We start from the raw sequence: 16795 nt of genomic DNA, 5'->3' as shown, positions 1-16795 counted from the left end.
CGGCGATAATGGAAAGCCTTCTCATTGCCAATAGGGGCGAGATCGCCCGCCGCATCATCCGGACAGCAAAGATCGCCGGCATCCGTACGATCGCCGTCTACTCCGAGGCCGATGCCGGCCTGCCCTTCGTGAGAGAAGCCGACGAGGCGATCGCCATCGGCCCGCCGCCCGCCCGCGAAAGCTATCTGTCCGAGGCACGCATCCTCGAAGCAGCCCGCAAAACTCGTGCTACCGCGATCCATCCGGGCTACGGCTTCCTGTCGGAAAATGCCGAATTTGCCGAAGCGGTCGAGAAGGCCGGCTTCATCTGGGTCGGGGCGCCCCCGGCCGCAATCCGGGCGATGGGACTGAAGGACGCCGCCAAGGAACTGATGCAGGCGGCCGGCGTACCGGTCACACCGGGTTATCTCGGGCCGGACCAGAGCGAAGCAAGGCTTGCAGCTGAGGCCGATGCCATCGGCTACCCTGTTCTCATCAAGGCTGTCGCCGGCGGCGGCGGCAAGGGCATGCGCCGCGTCGACCGCCGTGAGGATTTCAGCGAGCTCCTCGCCTCCTGCCGCCGTGAGGCCGCCGCCTCCTTCGGCGACGACCGCGTTCTGATCGAACGCTATATCGCCAATCCGCGCCATATCGAGGTGCAGGTCTTCGCCGACAGCTTCGGGAACTGCGTCCATCTCTTCGAACGCGACTGTTCGCTGCAGCGCCGCCACCAGAAGGTCATCGAGGAAGCCCCCGCCCCCGGCCTCGATGCTGCCACCCGCACGGCGATCTGCGATGCGGCGGTGAAGGCCGCAAGAGCGGTGAACTATGTCGGCGCCGGCACGATCGAATTCATCGCCGATGCCTCGCAAGGCCTGCGTCCCGACCGTATCTGGTTCATGGAGATGAACACGCGCCTGCAGGTGGAGCATCCGGTCACTGAAGCAATCGCCGGCGAGGATCTGGTGCTCTGGCAGCTGAAGGTGGCAAACGGCGAGCCGTTGCCGAAAAACCAGGACGAGATCGCCATCAACGGCTGGGCCTTCGAAGCCCGGCTCTATGCCGAAAATCCCGCCGCCGGCTATCTGCCCTCGACCGGCCGGCTCGACCATCTGAAACTTCCAGAGGCGGTCCGCGTCGACAGCGGCGTCGAACAGGGGGATGAGATCACCGCCTTCTACGACCCGATGATCGCCAAGATCATTGCGCATGGGCCGAACCGCGAGGCCGCCCTGTCGAAGCTCGCAGCCGCCTGTGCCGGCATCGAGGTCTGGCCGGTCAGATCCAATGCCGGTCTTCTTGCCCGCATCGCCGTCGACCCGGATTTTCGCGCCGCCCGAATCGATACCGGCTTTCTCGACCGCCATGGTGAAAGCCTGGTGGCGAAGGAGCCGGATGAGACGACAATCGACAAGGCGGCCACGGCACTTTCGAAGGCCGCGAATGAGGATCCCTGGTCGGCGCTGACCGGTTTTCGCATCGCCGGGCCAGGCGACGGCCGCGTCCGGGTGCGCATCGACGGTCACCTCCGCTGGGGGCGCGTACGACCCGACCTTGAGGCGAATGCCGTTTGGGCCGACGAGAAGACCGTGCTTTTCGAGGCCGGCAATGCCTGGCCGATCGGCCTGCCTCATGCAGGTGAGGTCGAGGCAAGCCAGGGTGCAAGCGACGGCGCCATCCTTTCGCCCATGCCCGGTCTCGTCATATCGGTCGATGTCGCCGAAGGCGACGCTGTTGCAAAGGGGGATCGTCTGCTGACGGTCGAAGCGATGAAGATGGAACATGCTCTACGCGCGCCCTTCGACGGCATCGTTGGGAAATTGCAGGTTTCCACGGGCGTCCGGGTTTCGGAAAACCAGCTGGTCGTCAGCGTCATCAAGGAGGAGGCGTGATGGCCGGCCGCTATTTCGACGAATGGACGGTCGGCGACCGCATCGCCCACGAGATCCGCCGCACCGTCACCGAGACCGACAATCTGCTGTTCACGACGCTGTCCCACAATCCGCAGCCGCTGCATCTCGATGCCGATTATGCCGCCGGCACCGAGTTCGGCCGGATCGTCGTCAACGGCACTTTCACCTTTGCGCTCACCATCGGCCTTTCGGTCGGCGACACCACGCTCGGCACGCTCGTCGCTAATCTCGGCTATGACAAGGTGACGATGCCGAAACCGGTCTTCATCGGCGACACGCTGCGGGTGGAAACCGAAGTGACGGAGCTGCGGCGCTCGAACTCCCGCCCCGATGCCGGCATCGTCACCTTCCGACACTTGACCCTGAACCAGCGTGATGAAATCGTCTGCCAGTGCCTGCGCACGGCGATGCTGAAGGTAAAACCGTCATGAGGCTGCGCTCGCTGCTCTTCGTGCCCGGCGACCGGCCGGAGCGTTTCGACAAAGCGCTCGCCTCCGGCGCCGATGCCGTCATTCTCGATCTGGAAGATTCAGTTGCGCCCGCGAACAAGCCAAAAGCACGGGAGGCCGTGCACGAATTCGTCCTCGGCCATACCGGCGAGACCGCTCTCCTGATCCGCGTCAATCCCCTCACCTCCCCTGAATTCGAAGCCGACCTTGCCGCTCTGAACGGTCTTCATCCCTTTGCCATCATGTTGCCGAAGGCCGAGGGGGCCGTTTCCGTGGGCAAACTCGCAGCCTCGTTGACGCCGGCCGTTCCCATTTTGCCGATCGCGACGGAAACGCCGTCCGCGATCTTCGAGATCGGCAGCTACCGCGAGGTCTCGACGAAGCTTTGCGGCCTGACCTGGGGTGCCGAGGATCTGCCCGCCGCAATAGGGGCTGCGACCGCGCGGAGGACGGATGGCCGTTATACGCCGCCTTACGAGCTTGCCCGCTCGCTCACTTTATTCGCAGCCCATGCCGCCGCCGTTCCGGCAATCGATACCGTCTATCCCGATTTTCGCGATCTCAACGGTCTCAGGTCCTATGTCGGCCGTGCCCGGCGCGACGGCTTTTCCGGCATGATGGCCGTTCATCCGAACCAGGTCGAAGCGATCAATCACGCCTTCACACCTGACGCCTCCGAGGTCGCCTGGGCCGAGAAAGTCGCCGCCGCCTTTGCCGCCAGGCCCGACGCCGGCGTCATCCAGCTTGACGGACGCATGCTTGACTTGCCGCATCTCAAACTTGCGCTGCGCATTCTGGAAAGCGCCGGACGATAGGCCCGACCTCCCATCCAATCAGCCCGACTTAGCAGTTTGCTTGGAGGCGGCCTGTTCCGGCTCGAGATAACCGGCGCCGATGGCCACATAGAGGTCGACATAATCCTTCGCGACCTGCTGCACGGTGGCAGCAAGGCTCTCCTGAGCATTTGAGACCGAGCGCTGCGCATCCAGGACGTCGAGCAGCGAAGAGGCGCCATCCTTGTAGCTCGTGGTCGAAAGCGCCAGCGATTCCTGCGCCGTCTGCACCTGCCTGCGCAACGGTCCCAGCGCCTGCGTGTCGTGGCGAACGGCCGCAAGCGCGTTCTCGACCTCTTCGACCCCGTTCAGCACCGCCGCCTTCCACGCCAGATATTGGGTTCTGGCATCGGATTTCTCGATGTCGACATTGGCCCGCAACTTGCCGCCATCGAAAATCGGCAGGTTGAGCGTCGGGCCGAACGACCAACTGGTCAGGCTTGCGCCGCTGGCGCCCGATGATTTGACCCAGCTCGGCGAAATCGAGCCGGAGAGCGAGATCGACGGGTAAAGCTGGGCTTCGGCTGCACCGATATCGGCCACAGCCGCCGCCAGCTCGCGTTCGGCCTTTCTTATATCGGGACGGTTGCGGATAAGATCGGCCGGAATGCCGGCGCGGATGTCGCCGCGGAACACCGGCTGGCCTGTATTCTTGCGCAGCTCGTCCGTCAGCGAAGCCGCCGGCATTCCGAGCAGAGTGGCAATGTGATGGGTCGACTCGGTGAAGCTCTGTTCGAGGCCGGGAATGTCCGACTTTGTCGACTGTACCAAGCCCTCGGCCTGAACGACGTCGAGGCGGGAGGCCGCACCGGCTTTCAGCTGCAGCTGCGTAAGTTCGTAAGTCTGCTGGCGGGATTTCAAATTCGCCTGTGAGAGTGCAATCCGTTCCTGATAGTAGCGGGCGTCGACATAACTCTCGACGAGGTCTTTCAGAAAGGTGAGCCTCGCATTGTCGGCCGTCGCATAAGCGGCTCCAAGCGAGGCGATGGCGCTCTCTTTCGAGCGACGGTACTGGCCGAAGACGTCGAGCAGCCAGGACAGGCTGGCATCGCCTCCCGTCGTGTTCGTGGTGCCGACCGTCGTGCGCAGCCGCCCCTTCTCGCCGGATATCGTGTGCGATGCGTCCACGCTCAAGCTCGGCAGAGCGCCTGCCCCAGCAATCGTGACGTTGGCGAAAGCGGAGTTGATGTTCTCGAGCGCCTGCAGCACATCGAGGTTCTCTCTGAGGCCGTGAGTGACCAGCCCGTCGAGCTTCTTGTCGCGATAGGCCGTCCACCATTCAGTCGCCACGACATCGCCGTTGCTCTTGCTGCTCCCCGCTTCGAATTTGGCGGGAAGCGGCATCTCAGGGGGGACGTGATCCGGGCCGCTGACGCAGCCGGTCAGCAGCAGTGTGAATGCGGATGCGGCGTAGCGGAGGGATGAGAGTCTTGTGCGAAGCGAGGTACTCACTGGCGAGCCTTCTGAACCGGGATTGGGCGTTCAGGCTTAGCGGTGCCAGCGTTAACAGCAGTTAAGAAACTGTAAAGTTAGGTAAAATCCGGCGCGCCTCAGCGGGCGATCCGGATCAGTTTTCATCGTCGGCTGCACCATAGGACGTTGGCCTCCTGGGAAGCTCCAGTGTGATCGCCAGGCCGCCGGCATCCGGTAGCGACGCATGCACGCGCCCGCCGTGACGTTCGATGGCCTGCCTGGTGATGGCGAGGCCAAGACCGTATCCTCCTTTCGGCACCGCCTCTTTTCCGCGTGAGAACGGCTGAAAGATCCGTTCAAGCTCATCCCACCCGACGCCAGGCCCCTGATCCGTGACGCAGACCCTGAGGCGCTCGGCAGTCCACTCGCAGGAAACGCTTATGTGCGAATGCTCGGCGGTGTATTTGACGGCATTGCGCACGACGTTTTCGAAGGCCCGGTAGATCAGTTCACCCTCGACCTCGGCCCGAAATGTGCCGTCGATGCTCGTCGTGATCGAGACCTTCCGCGCCTGGGCTTCGAAGGCCGCATCGCCAAGAATTTCGTTCAGCAGTTCGATGACATCAAGGGTCTGCGTCTTCAGCGGCCGGCCGGATCCGGCCGTCAGCCTGGCAAGGGTCAATACCTCCCCTACCAGCATGTCGAGGCGTTCGACCTCCCGGTCCATTCGATCCAGCATGGCGGCGAGTTTGGCTGGGCTCTGCCTGAGTACGCCGACGGCGGCCTGCAGGCGGGACAAAGGCGAACGCAGTTCATGAGAGACGTCGTGAAACAGCCTCTGCTGCGCATCCTGAAGTTCCTGAAGCCGTGCGGCGGTCGAATCGAAGTCGTAGGCGAGCGCCGTCACCTCGTCCTTCCGGCCGGCCATCTTGTCGCCAATGCGAAAATCGAAGCGGCCATGCGCAAGCGCGCTCAAGCCATCGCGCAAATGCACGACGGGGCGGATCAAATACCGGGCGAGCGCGCCCGCCGCAATCGTGCTCGCAACCAGGATGGTGAGCCACGGTATGATAGGACCAAGCCTATCGAACGTGAAGCTGGGGGGCGCTGAGAGAGAAAGCCGATAGCAAATCCCATCCCTCAGCACGTCCCGGGTGGTGACCGTGCTCTTCGTGGTACAGGCGCCGGCTTCAGCAGGCTTCGAAAGCGTAAGGCCGAGGGGCTGAGTTCTCTCGCTTGTCCGAACGAAACGCGCGGCGGCGTCTTCGCCGTCGTGGAGCAGGATGTTCTCCGTCAGATTCATGACAATCGCCCGTCGCTCCTGGTCCAGCTGCCGCGCAAACGGAACCGCTTGAAGGAATTTGACGAGCAGGATCACGACTGCGAGGCTTATCGCCAGCGTCAGCCAAATGATCCTGAAGAACTTCCAGAAAAGACGTGGCATTTTCAGTCCATGAGAAGCTGGTAACCCTGGCCACGAACGGACTGGATCCAGGATTGCCCGTCCTCCCTCAGCCCGAGCTTCTGACGGACGCTGCTGATATGGACGTCGATACGCCGGTCGAACGGCGTAAGCGGCTTGCCGAAGGCGCGTTTTGAAATGTCCTGCTTCGACACGAGCTGACCGCCATTGCGGGCAAGAACCTCAAGCAGGCTGAATTCCGTGCCGGTCAGATCAAGGGGTTCTCCGCGCCACTCGGCAATCCTGCTGCCCGGATGGATCACGAGCTGCCCGGCCCTCACCGTGTCGATCGAGACTCCGGCGACCGGCTGACCCGCTCGACGCAGGATAGCGCGAACCCTCGCCGCAAGTTCGCCGGGCGAGCACGGCTTCGGCACATAATCGTCGGCGCCGAGATTGAGACCGGATATCCGATCGACATCATCTCCTCGGGCGGTCAGCATCAGAACGGGGACTTGGCTGAGCTTCCTGATTCTCTGAAGCACTTCGATCCCGTTCATTCGCGGCATCATGATGTCGAGCACAATAATGTCGGCCGTGTTGCCGGCGGCTGCGGCAATCGCCGCACGGCCATCCGTGTCAGTGGCGACGTCATATCCTTCTTCCGTCAGATATTCCTGCAGAAGCGTCGTCAGCTCGACGTCGTCGTCGATGAGGAGAACCTTGTTCATTCGCGTCGTCCGTCATTCATGTCAGCGGTCATACAGCACAAATGGGAACACTCCATCAATTTTACCCAGCTTAACACTAACTTGACCGCACTTTACGTTCGTCCCGCTACTGATCGATATGACGGCATCGATCGGCTCTGACACGACCTGCCGGTGCTTAAAACGGCAAGGAGTGGCATCGTGAGAAAGTCGCTTGGGACAGTTGCCGCCGCATGCATCGCGGCAACGCTTCTCTTTCTCTTGCGCAATGCCATGCTGGAGCAGGTGGCTGCGCCCGCGCTGACCGTCTCACTTTCGGCGCAGCGGGACGGACCTGAGACCATTCCCGCAGGCGGATGGCTGAAACCGTGGCAGGAAGCGATTGTCGCCTCCGAGGCGAGCGGCCTGCGCATAACCGATGTTCTCGTCGATGTCGGTTCCGTCGTCACCAAGGGACAGACGCTCGTCCGGCTGTCGCAGAAAAGCGTGCTGGCCGATATGCGCAAGCAGGAGGCGGCCGTCGCAGCCGCCAAGGCAAATCTGTCCAAGGCCAAGCTCAACGCCGACCGGGCACGGCAGTTCTCCCCAGCGGGAGATCTTACCGCCGAAAAGATCGCCGAATATCTGGCCGACGAACGGGCGGCAGAAGCGAGCCTTGCATCTGAAGACGCGGCGCTCGACAGTGAAAAGATCAAGCTTGCGCAGACGACCATCACCGCCGTCGACGACGGCCTCATCATCTCGCGCTCCGCCGAACTGGGAGCTGTCGTCTCGGCCGGTGCTGAGCTGTTTCGCCTTGCGCGCCAACAGCGCGTCGAGTGGCAGGCCGAAGTTCAGGCGCACTACCTCCCGCGCATCGCAGAAGGTCTGAGCGTCGAAATCAACGGACCGGATGATCGGCCAATTCAAGGCAAAGTCAGGCTTGTTGCACCTTCGGTCAGCACCGATACCAGCCGCGTGATCGTCTATGTGGCGCTTCCCGCGGACTTGCGTCCGCGCACCGGCCTTTATGTGACCGGCAATATCGAACTGAAGACCGCTCCAGCCCTGCCACTTCCCGCGAGCCGATCATGTTCGGGGACCGGATAAACTGCGCCGCGACTGCGGCCCAAGGAATCGAGATGGATAATTACGAGATGATCAGCCATGGATAGAACCAAGCCACAGCGTGTTGTCGTCATGACCGGAGTCACCGCGGGGCTTGGCGCACACGCTCTACGGCACATCGCCGCCCAGCCCGACACGCGCGTCATCGTCGATGCCCGTGGAAATGGACGGAAAATCCCGCGTGGCGTCGAGGTGATACCGCTCGATCTCGCCTCGCTTGCCAGTGTCCGCCAATTCATCAACACGGTAAGGGATCAACTCGGTGAAGCCGGCATCGACGTCCTCGTCCTCAACGCTGGCATGCAGTCCTCCACGAGCGAAGGGCGGAGTTCGGACGATTATGAGCTGACATTCGCGGTCAATCACCTCGCACATTATCTGCTGGCAAGACTGCTGCTGCCTGATATGGCCGACCACGGCCGCCTGATCATCACCACCAGCGAAACCCATGATCCCGCCGTTACTCCGATCGCTCCCAAGACTCTTGAGCCGCAGGTGCTGGCGCGCCCGGGCAAGAGTGGCTTCGGCTCGGGAATACGCGCCTATGCCGCCTCCAAGCTGTGCAATCTTTTGACCGCACAATCCTTCGCTGCTCTCGATGACGTCAAGGCACGCGGGATCACCGTCGTCGCCTTCAGCCCCGGCCTCACCGGCGGCACCTCGCTCGGCCGCGACAGTCCGCGCGTCGCACGGGCGCTTGTCATGTTCCTGATGCATACTGTCTTCCGCCTGGTCGGCCTCTTCCGTCCCGAATACGTGGTCGGAACACCTGAGCGCGCCGGCGAAGCACTGGCCGAGGTCTCTCTTGGCGCCGTCACCCTGCCGGCGGGCCGAATTTATCTCTCCCTCGTCAAGGGCAAACCAACATTCCCCGATCCCTCGGCGCTGGCGCAAAGCCCGGACGCCCGGGAACGGTTGTGGCGCGAAAGTGCCGTCATGGTCGGCCTCGGTCAAATGGCAGGCGATATCGGCGAACCGGACGCAGGTGAACACTACCGTGACCGCGGCAATGAGGCCGCTGTCCCTTGATAGCAACGGAAAACAGATGCCGCGACATGCGCAATCTGACGCTCGCTTTCCTGATATCAGAGAAAGAAAGGATACCAGCATGAAACGTCTAACGCTCGCGATGGCGGCCGTCGCGGTTGTTGCCGCAGCACCCGCTTTTGCCGCAGAGGGAAAAGCCTATCTGCCGCCGCAGACAGCGGCCGCTATTATCGCCAATGGAAAGCCGTGGTCGGCGGAAGCGCCAAATGGCAGGAACTTCAAACTCACTCTGAACAAGGATGGCACGGGGAACATCAAGGGGCCTCTGCTGTTTCAGCTGACCGTAAACTGGGCCGTCAAAGGTGACGCGATGTGCATCTCCGGCACGATGATGTCGAAGTGCCTCCGGTTCCGCGAGATTCCCGACGGTCTCCAGGCTTGGGATGGGGAGAAGCCCGACCTGAAGCTCACCCACTAGAGCTTTTCCGGGTTAGATTGAAGCATTGGCTCAAACGAAGTCGGATGGTCGACCGGCCGGCGCGCGTCGTAGCCCAGCTCTACGGCCAAGCCGGCCGGTCGATCAGCCGGCCCGTTTCAGCCAACCCGAAGGGCCGGGCATCTTTCCGCCAGGATCAGAGGCGATCGGCTCGGACATACCTTGGGGTATGCCCGTCGCCAATCGCCTCTGCCCTGACGAAAACCTGCTCCGGNAGAATGCTTCAATCTAACCCGGAAAAGCTCTAGCTTCGCAGGATTTTGGGCCGTCTCGGCCCAAAATCTTTACTTGCGCCCAATTTCCGAGCAGGCACGATCCCGTCCACCGCTCGCCCGTCGGCCATGATATCCCGCGGCTTGACAGCTCCATGTTCGGGCACTCCGCCCAACTTTACCCAGCTTAACACTAACTTGACCGCACTTAACGTTCGTCCCGCTACTGGTAGCAGGGGCGGCATCGGTCATGCGGCAGGATTTGCCCGCGCCTGTGCCGGAACTGCAAGGATTTGATCGTTGAAAAAGCCGTCTATGACATTTGCCGCCTTATGCGTCGCGGCCGCACTTCTGTTTTCCTTTCGCGGCGCCGCGGCCGAGCAAGCCGCCGCACCCGCGCTCACCGTCTCGCTGACGGCGCCGGAGCAGCGGGATTGGCCTGAGACAGTGCCTGCCAGCGGATGGCTGAAGCCCTGGCAGGAAGCAGTCATCGCGTCCGAGACGAGCGGTCTGCGGATAACCGATGTTCTCGTCGATGTCGGCTCCGTCGTAACGAAGGGGCAGACGCTCGTCCGGTTGTCACAGGAGAGCGTGCTGGCCGACCTTCGTAAGCAGGAGGCGGCCGTCGAGACCGCCAAGGCAAGCCTTGCGAAGGCCAAGGCCAATGCCGACCGGGCACGACAGCTCCAACCCTCAGGTGCGCTCTCCGACGAGAAAATTGTCGAATATCTCGCGGACGAGCAGACGGCTGAGGCGACTCTTAAGTCCGAAGAAGCGGCGCTCGACAGCGAAAAGATCAAGCTTGCACAGACGACCGTCGCTGCCGTCGACGACGGCCTCATCACGTCGCGCTCCGCCGACCTCGGCGCTGTCGTCTCCGCCGGCACTGAACTCTTCCGCATGGTTCGCCAGCAGCGGATCGAATGGCAGGCCGAGGTTTCAGCACGTTACCTTCCGCGCATTTCAGAAGGTTTGCGCGTCAAGATCAACGGACCGGACAACGAATTCATCGAAGGCAAGGTGAGGCTGGTCGGTCCGTCGGTCAGCACCGATACCAGCCGGACGATCGTCTATGTCGCGCTTCCCGCAGACGCACGTCCTCGCACCGGACTCTATGTGACCGGAAATATCGAGCTGCAGACCTCCCCGGCGCTGACCGTTCCCGAAACGGCAATCGTGTTCCGGGACGGGATCAGCTACGTCTTTACCGCCGCCGCGGATCAACGGGTGCAAAGGGTCCGGGTCGAAACCGGTCGCCGCAACAATGGCGAAGTGGAAATCGTCTCGGGCATAGAGCGCTCGGCCAAAGTGGTGACTTCGGGCGGCGCATTCCTGTCGAATAATGACCTTGTGAAGATTGCGGAGAAAAACTGATGAACTTCTCAGCATGGTCCATCCGCAACCCCGTACCGGCGATATTGCTGTTTGTGATGCTCACCGTTGGTGGGTTCCTGGCCTTCAACCGGCTGCCGATCCAAAACTTTCCCGATATGGACCTTCCGACGATCACCGTCAGCGCCACGCTCGAAGGAGCGGCGCCGACGCAGCTTGAGACCGAGGTCGCCCGCCCTATCGAGGATAGTCTCGCCGCGCTCAGCTATCTCGACCATGTCACCACGACGATCACTGATGGCAGCGTCTCGATCAAGGTTTCCTTCAAGCTGGAAAAGGATAGCGAAACAGCGTTGAACGAAGTCCGCAATGCCGTCGACAGCGTCAAGGGTGATCTGCCGGCGCAGATGGAGACGCCGAGCGTCACCAAGGTCACGGTACAGAGCACCGCACTGGTTACCTATGCCGTACGGTCGACCGCTCTCAACGAGACCGAGCTGTCCTGGTTTGTCGATAACGATCTGACGAAAGCGCTGCTGTCCGTCTCCGGCGTCGGGCAGGTCAATCGCATCGGCGGGATCGACCGCGAGGTTCATGTTGATCTCGATCCTTCGACGATGGCCTCGCTCGGAGTTACCGCCGCAACCGTGTCGTCACAGTTGAAGGCCGTGCAGGCGGATACGTCAGGTGGCCTCGGCGAAATCGGCGGCACCCGTCAGACGCTGCGGACACTCGGCGCCCTGCCATCGGTCGAAGCGCTGAAGGCGCTCAGAATTCCGCTGGCCAACGGCCAGCAGGTTCGCCTCGATGAGGTCGCATCCGTCACGGACAGCTTTGCCGAGCGCTCCTCGCTCGCCTATCTCGACGGCAAACCGGTGATCGCGGTCGAAATCAAGCGTTCGAACGGCTTTTCCGACAGCGGTGTCGCTGCCGACGTCGACAGGACGATCAAACAATTCGCAGCCGCGCATTCCAACGTGCAGATTGATGAGGCTTACAGCACGATTGGGCGGATCCTCGACAATTACGACGGCTCAATGGAAATGCTGTACGAAGGCGCGATCCTCGCTATCGTCGTCGTCTGGTTGTTTCTTCGCGACTGGCGGGCAACGATCCTGTCGGCCGTGGCGCTGCCCTTGTCGGTCATCCCGACCTTCCTCGTCATGTACCTCGCCGATTTCAGCCTGAATATCGTCACGCTGCTGGCGCTGTCGCTGGTGGTCGGCATCCTCGTCGACGATGCCATCGTCGAGATCGAAAACATCGCCCGCCACCTGCAGATGGGCAAGCGGCCTTTCGATGCAGCACTCGAAGCCGCCAACGAGATCGGGCTTGCCGTTATCGCAACCACCTTCACGCTGGTCGCGGTTTTTCTGCCGACGGCCTTCATGAGCGGCATACCGGGTCTCGTGTTCCGTCAGTTCGGCATCACCGCGGCCGTCGCCGTTCTTGCCTCGCTCGTCGTCGCCCGCCTGCTGACGCCAATGATGGCGGCCTATTTCATGAAGGCGCATTCGGCCGAGGCAACGGATGGACGGGTCATGACCGCCTATATGGCAGTCGTGAAAGCGGCCATGCGCCGCCGGAAGACCACGGTGGCCCTGACCGCGGTCGTCGTTGCGCTGTCTCTTTCCACCATCCCCTTGCTCAAATCAGGTTTTCTGCCTGCTTCCGACGATGCGCGAACCCGCATCACGCTCACCATGCAGCCGGGCGCCACCATTGAGCAGACCGATGCCGCCACCAGGAAGGCCGCCGACATCGTCGGCAAGCTCAAGGACGTCACGCGTGTCTTTTCCTCGGTGGGTGTCGCCTCTTCGAACGGCGGCGGGCCTAACGTCACCACCTCGAGCGATCTAGGCTCTGCCACGATCGTCGTCGTGCTCAAACCCATCGATGAGCGCAATCGCAAGCAGTCGGAAATTGAAAACGACATCCGCCAGGCCCTCTCGGCCCTCCCCGGCATGCGGGTGGAGGTCGGCAACGGCTCTAACGGGACGAAGCTCGAGATCACGCTCGCCAGCGACGATGCAAACGCACTCGATACGGCGGGCGCGGCGCTTGAGGAACAGCTCCGCACCATAAAGGGCATTGGAGCCGTGACGTCGACGGCATCCCGTCAGGCTCCGGAAATTCAGATCACCCCCGATTTCACGCGTGCTGCGGCACTTGGGGTAACATCGACTGCCATTGCCAGCGCAGTGCGCGTCGCAACCAACGGCGAATATTCCTCAGACCTGCCCAAGCTCAATCTGCCTCAGCGGCAAGTTCCCATCGTCGTTCGCTTCAGCCCCGAGTCCCGCACGAAACTCGACGACATCAGGAACATGCGGGTGGCGGGCACGAACGGCAATGTCGACCTCGGATCGATTGCCGATATCCGCATCGGCGGCAGCCCCTCCGAAATCGATCGAATCGACCGCATGCGCAATGTGACGGTGTCCGTCGAACTCAACGGCCGCATCCTCGGCGATGTCAACCGCGAGGCACAGGCGCTGTCGGCACTTCGGCATCTGCCGCCGGGCGTCACGCTTGTTGAACAAGGCGAGCTTCAGCGCAGTTCGGAACTCTTCCAAAGCTTCGCGCTCGCAATGGCAATCGGCGTGTTCTGCATCTATGCGGTTCTCGTCGTGCTCTTCCACGACTTCCTGCAGCCGCTCACCCTGCTGATGGCTCTGCCGCTCTCGCTTGGCGGGGCACTGGTACCGCTCGTCGTGACTGGAACCAGCTTCTCCATGCCGGCCGTCATCGGCCTGCTCATGCTGATGGGCGTGGTAACGAAGAATTCTATCCTTCTCATCGAATATGCGATCATGTCGCGCCACCAGGGCATGTCGCGGTTTGACGCCCTGGTGGATGCCTGCCACAAACGCGCTCGGCCGATCGTCATGACCACCATTGCGATGGCCTCCGGCATGCTTCCGGCGGCTCTCAGCCTGATGGGCGGCGATTCCAGCTTCCGACAGCCGATGGCCATCGTGGTGATTGGCGGGGTCATCATGTCGACGCTGCTCAGCCTTATCGTCATCCCCGTCATTTTTACCTTCGTCGACGACCTGCATGAGGCATTGAAGCGTCTCGTGCGCCGGTCCGGGCCGCACGATGAAGCCGCGGAAAGGGAGCCGCAGGCCTCCAACGATCGCACCGCGATCGCTTTACTCCCCGAACAATCCAGGCGCGGACAAGGTCAGCGATGACGTGCGGTCCGCAAATGTATCCTCACATGGTTCCACGCCGCCTGACGCTCGGCGCTTGTGGCAAACCTCTTCGGTCGCGTTCCTACCCCCACAGGAACAAGACCGCGGGACGTGTCCCCCCGCAGGCGGTATCATGCCGCCTGCGCGTCCTGCCATCGGATCGGCAAGCATGCAGGGTCAAGCTCATCGACATGACGAGAACATAACGTCCTCAGCTGGTCAGCGGCCGTGTTTGGCGCGCCAGGCGGCGAATTCCTCGAGATTGCGCGGCTGCGTCGCCGGATAGAGACCGATGATCGATTGGCCGGCCTGCACGCGCTCGGTAACGAAATCCTCATAGGCGGTCATTTCCACGGCCTCCTCGGCGATCTCGTCAGCGAGCTCGGCGGGAATGACGATCACCGCTTCGTCGTCGCCGACCATGATATCGCCGGGCCAGACCGCCACGTCGCCGCAACCGATCGGCACATTGATGTCGAGCGCCTGGTGCAGCGTCAGGTTCGTCGGCGCCGAGGGGCGGTTGTGATAGGCAGGGATGGCCAACGCCGCTATTTCGGGGCTGTCGCGGAAACCGCCATCGGTGACGACACCCGCCACGCCGCGCACCATCAGCCGCGTGACGAGGATCGAGCCGGCGGAGGCGGCGCGCGGATTCTTGCGGCTGTCCATCACCAGCACCGAGCCCGGCGGGCAGGTTTCGACACAGGCGCGCTGCGGGTGTTCCGGATTGCGGAAAACCTCGAGCTTGTTCAGGTCTTCGCGCGCCGGAATGTAGCGGAGCGTATAGGCCGGACCTACCATGTTGCGGCCTTTGTGAGCGACCGGCTGCACATCCTGGATGGTCTGGTTGCGCAGGCCGCGCTTGAAGAGCGCCGTGCTGATGGTGGCGACGCTGACCCGCATGAGTTTGTCGCGCGTACTGTCCGAAAGTGTCGTCATACATGTCCTCCTAGAAAATGTCCGGTTCTCCGGCTGCCGCACCGAATTCGGGCAGCAGATAATCGAAGTCGCAACCCTTGTCGGCCTGGCTGACATGGGAGGCGTACATCCAGCCGTAACCGCGGCCGAAACGATCCGCCGGCTTCATCCAGGCGGCGCGGCGCCGGATCAGCTCCGCCTCATCGACCAGCATGTCCAGCCGGCGGCTGGGAATATCGATCCTGACGATGTCGCCGTTCCGCAGCAGAGCGAGCGGACCGCCGACATGGGCTTCGGGCGCCACATGCAGCACGCAGGCGCCGTAGCTGGTGCCGCTCATGCGCGCATCCGACAACCGCAGCATATCGCGATGTCCCTGCTTCAGCAGCGCCTTTGGCATCGGCAGCATGCCCCATTCCGGCATGCCGGGACCGCCGAGCGGCCCGGCATTGCGCAGCACCATTACGTGATCCGGCGTCACATCGAGTGTCTCGTCCTCGACCGCCGCCTTCATGTCGGGATAGCTGTCGAAGACCAGCGCCGGCCCTTGATGCACATGGAAGCGCGGATCGCAGGCCGCTGGCTTGATCACCGCGCCGTCGGGCGCCAGATTACCCTTGAGCACGGCAAGCGAGCCCTCCGGATAGATCGGATTGGAAAGCGGCCGGATCACGTCGTCATTATAGATCTTTGCATCGGCCAGCGCCGCGCCCAGCGTTTCACCCGAAACCGTCAAGGCGTCCAGATCGAGCCGCTCGCGAATCTGCGACATCAGCGCCAAAAGGCCGCCGGCATAGTAGAAATCCTCCATCAGATAGGTCTTTCCGGACGGACGGACATTGGCGACGACCGGAGTGACGCGGCCAAGCGCGTCGAGATCGTCAAGCGTCAGCGCGACCCCTCCCCTGCGCGCCATGGCCAGGAGGTGGATGACGGCATTGGTCGAACAGCCGGTCGCCATGGCGACCGTCGCGGCATTGCGAATGGCCGCCGGGGTGACAATCCGGTCCGGCGTCAGATCTTCCCAGACCATCTCGACGATCCGCCGGCCTGAATGAGCCGACATGCGGATATGATTGGCATCGGGCGCGGGAATGGATGAGGCGCCCGTCAGCGTCAGTCCCATCGCATCGGCAATTGCGGTCATCGTCGAAGCGGTGCCCATCGTCATGCAGTGGCCGTAGGAACGCGCGATGCCGGCTTCGATGCCGGCCCATTCTTTGTCCGATATCGTTCCCGCGCGCCGCTCATCCCAATATTTCCACGCGTCCGAACCGGACCCGAGCTGCTGGCCCGCATAATTGCCCCGCAGCATCGGCCCCGCCGGCAGGTAGATCATCGGCACGCCGGCGCTGAGCGCGCCCATGATGAGGCCCGGCGTGGTCTTGTCGCATCCTCCCATCAGCACGACGCCGTCGACGGGATGGGCGCGGATCTGCTCTTCGGTCTCCATCGCCAGGAGGTTGCGGTAGAGCATGGTCGTCGGTTTCATGAAATTTTCCGACAGCGCCAGCGCCGGCATCTCCACCGGAAAGCCGCCAGCCTGCAGGACGCCACGCTTCACGTCTTCGACGCGATGCTTGAAATGGGCGTGGCAAGGATTTAGGTCCGACCAGGTGGACAGGATGCCGATCAACGGCTTGCCGGCCCAGTCGCCGGCATCATAACCCATCTGCATCAGGCGCGAGCGGTGGCCGAAGCCGCGCAGGTCCTCGGATGCGAACCAGCGCGCCGACCGCAGCTCCCCCGGTGTCTTGATGGTTTTCAATGACATGCCGACCACCCTCCAATATTGACATAGCTTGAAGTGTCCGAGGCCAGCAAGATACAGGCTCCCGTCTGAACGT

General features: G+C 62.5%; 12 protein-coding genes and 1 pseudogene. 8 read left to right on the top strand and 5 right to left on the bottom strand.

Annotated elements, in window-relative coordinates:
• Nucleotides 1-5: 5 nt before the first annotated feature.
• The 3 genes from AMK00_RS21585 to AMK00_RS21575 are packed head-to-tail and all read left to right on the top strand — an operon-like array spanning nt 6 to nt 3156.
• Complete coding sequence (locus AMK00_RS21585) at nt 6-1871, top strand: acetyl/propionyl/methylcrotonyl-CoA carboxylase subunit alpha (RefSeq protein WP_064807171.1); 1866 nt, start codon at nt 6-8, stop codon at nt 1869-1871.
• Nucleotides 1871-2323 (top strand): MaoC family dehydratase, encoded by a 453-nt coding sequence (locus AMK00_RS21580; RefSeq protein ID WP_064806785.1) that lies wholly within the window; start codon nt 1871-1873, stop codon nt 2321-2323. The genes AMK00_RS21585 and AMK00_RS21580 overlap by 1 nt, the downstream gene beginning before the upstream one ends.
• Nucleotides 2320-3156 (top strand): HpcH/HpaI aldolase/citrate lyase family protein, encoded by an 837-nt coding sequence (locus AMK00_RS21575; RefSeq protein ID WP_064806784.1) that lies wholly within the window; start codon nt 2320-2322, stop codon nt 3154-3156. The genes AMK00_RS21580 and AMK00_RS21575 overlap by 4 nt, the downstream gene beginning before the upstream one ends.
• A gap of 18 nt (nt 3157-3174) precedes the next feature.
• Here the strand turns inward: AMK00_RS21575 and AMK00_RS21570 are convergent, their stop codons facing one another.
• The 3 genes from AMK00_RS21570 to AMK00_RS21560 form a co-directional block, all read right to left on the bottom strand.
• The gene (locus AMK00_RS21570; protein WP_064806782.1) at nt 3175-4626 is read right to left on the bottom strand and encodes an efflux transporter outer membrane subunit; all 1452 of its coding nucleotides are present in this window, start codon (nt 4624-4626) and stop codon (nt 3175-3177) included.
• A gap of 115 nt (nt 4627-4741) precedes the next feature.
• Nucleotides 4742-6031 (bottom strand): HAMP domain-containing sensor histidine kinase, encoded by a 1290-nt coding sequence (locus tag AMK00_RS21565; RefSeq protein WP_064811836.1) that lies wholly within the window; start codon nt 6029-6031, stop codon nt 4742-4744.
• Nucleotides 6032-6033: 2 nt separating this feature from the next.
• Nucleotides 6034-6720 carry a response regulator gene (locus AMK00_RS21560; protein WP_064806778.1) on the bottom strand — a complete coding sequence of 229 codons (687 nt, stop codon included), beginning with the start codon at nt 6718-6720 and terminating at the stop codon, nt 6034-6036.
• Nucleotides 6721-6873: 153 nt separating this feature from the next.
• Between AMK00_RS21560 and AMK00_RS21555 the strand changes: the two are divergent.
• The 5 genes and pseudogenes from AMK00_RS21555 to AMK00_RS21535 form a co-directional block, all read left to right on the top strand.
• A pseudogene (locus tag AMK00_RS21555) lies at nt 6874-7811 on the top strand (efflux RND transporter periplasmic adaptor subunit); the annotation flags it as partial.
• A gap of 34 nt (nt 7812-7845) precedes the next feature.
• Nucleotides 7846-8835, top strand: a complete 990-nt coding sequence (locus AMK00_RS21550) for an SDR family NAD(P)-dependent oxidoreductase (RefSeq protein ID WP_064806777.1) — start codon at nt 7846-7848, stop codon at nt 8833-8835.
• A gap of 79 nt (nt 8836-8914) precedes the next feature.
• Nucleotides 8915-9271 (top strand): hypothetical protein, encoded by a 357-nt coding sequence (locus tag AMK00_RS21545; RefSeq protein WP_064807170.1) that lies wholly within the window; start codon nt 8915-8917, stop codon nt 9269-9271.
• Nucleotides 9272-9816: 545 nt separating this feature from the next.
• Nucleotides 9817-10875 (top strand): efflux RND transporter periplasmic adaptor subunit, encoded by a 1059-nt coding sequence (locus AMK00_RS21540; RefSeq protein WP_406869906.1) that lies wholly within the window; start codon nt 9817-9819, stop codon nt 10873-10875.
• Nucleotides 10875-14030, top strand: coding sequence for an efflux RND transporter permease subunit (locus AMK00_RS21535; RefSeq protein ID WP_064806773.1), 3156 nt, complete (start codon nt 10875-10877; stop codon nt 14028-14030). The genes AMK00_RS21540 and AMK00_RS21535 overlap by 1 nt, the downstream gene beginning before the upstream one ends.
• A 219-nt stretch (nt 14031-14249) precedes the next feature.
• Here the strand turns inward: AMK00_RS21535 and AMK00_RS21530 are convergent, their stop codons facing one another.
• On the bottom strand, nt 14250-14969 hold the full coding sequence (locus tag AMK00_RS21530) for a ribonuclease activity regulator RraA (protein ID WP_064811835.1): 720 nt from the start codon (nt 14967-14969) through the stop codon (nt 14250-14252).
• A gap of 10 nt (nt 14970-14979) precedes the next feature.
• The gene (gene araD, locus AMK00_RS21525) at nt 14980-16722 is read right to left on the bottom strand and encodes an L-arabinonate dehydratase (RefSeq protein WP_237350490.1); all 1743 of its coding nucleotides are present in this window, start codon (nt 16720-16722) and stop codon (nt 14980-14982) included.
• Between the last annotated feature and the right edge of the window lie 73 nt (nt 16723-16795).

The organism is Rhizobium sp. N621 (assembly GCF_001664325.1).
Taxonomy (GTDB): domain Bacteria; phylum Pseudomonadota; class Alphaproteobacteria; order Rhizobiales; family Rhizobiaceae; genus Rhizobium; species Rhizobium esperanzae.
Note: the sequence above shows the minus strand (reverse complement) of the source record. Positions and strands in the feature narration are given on the sequence as shown.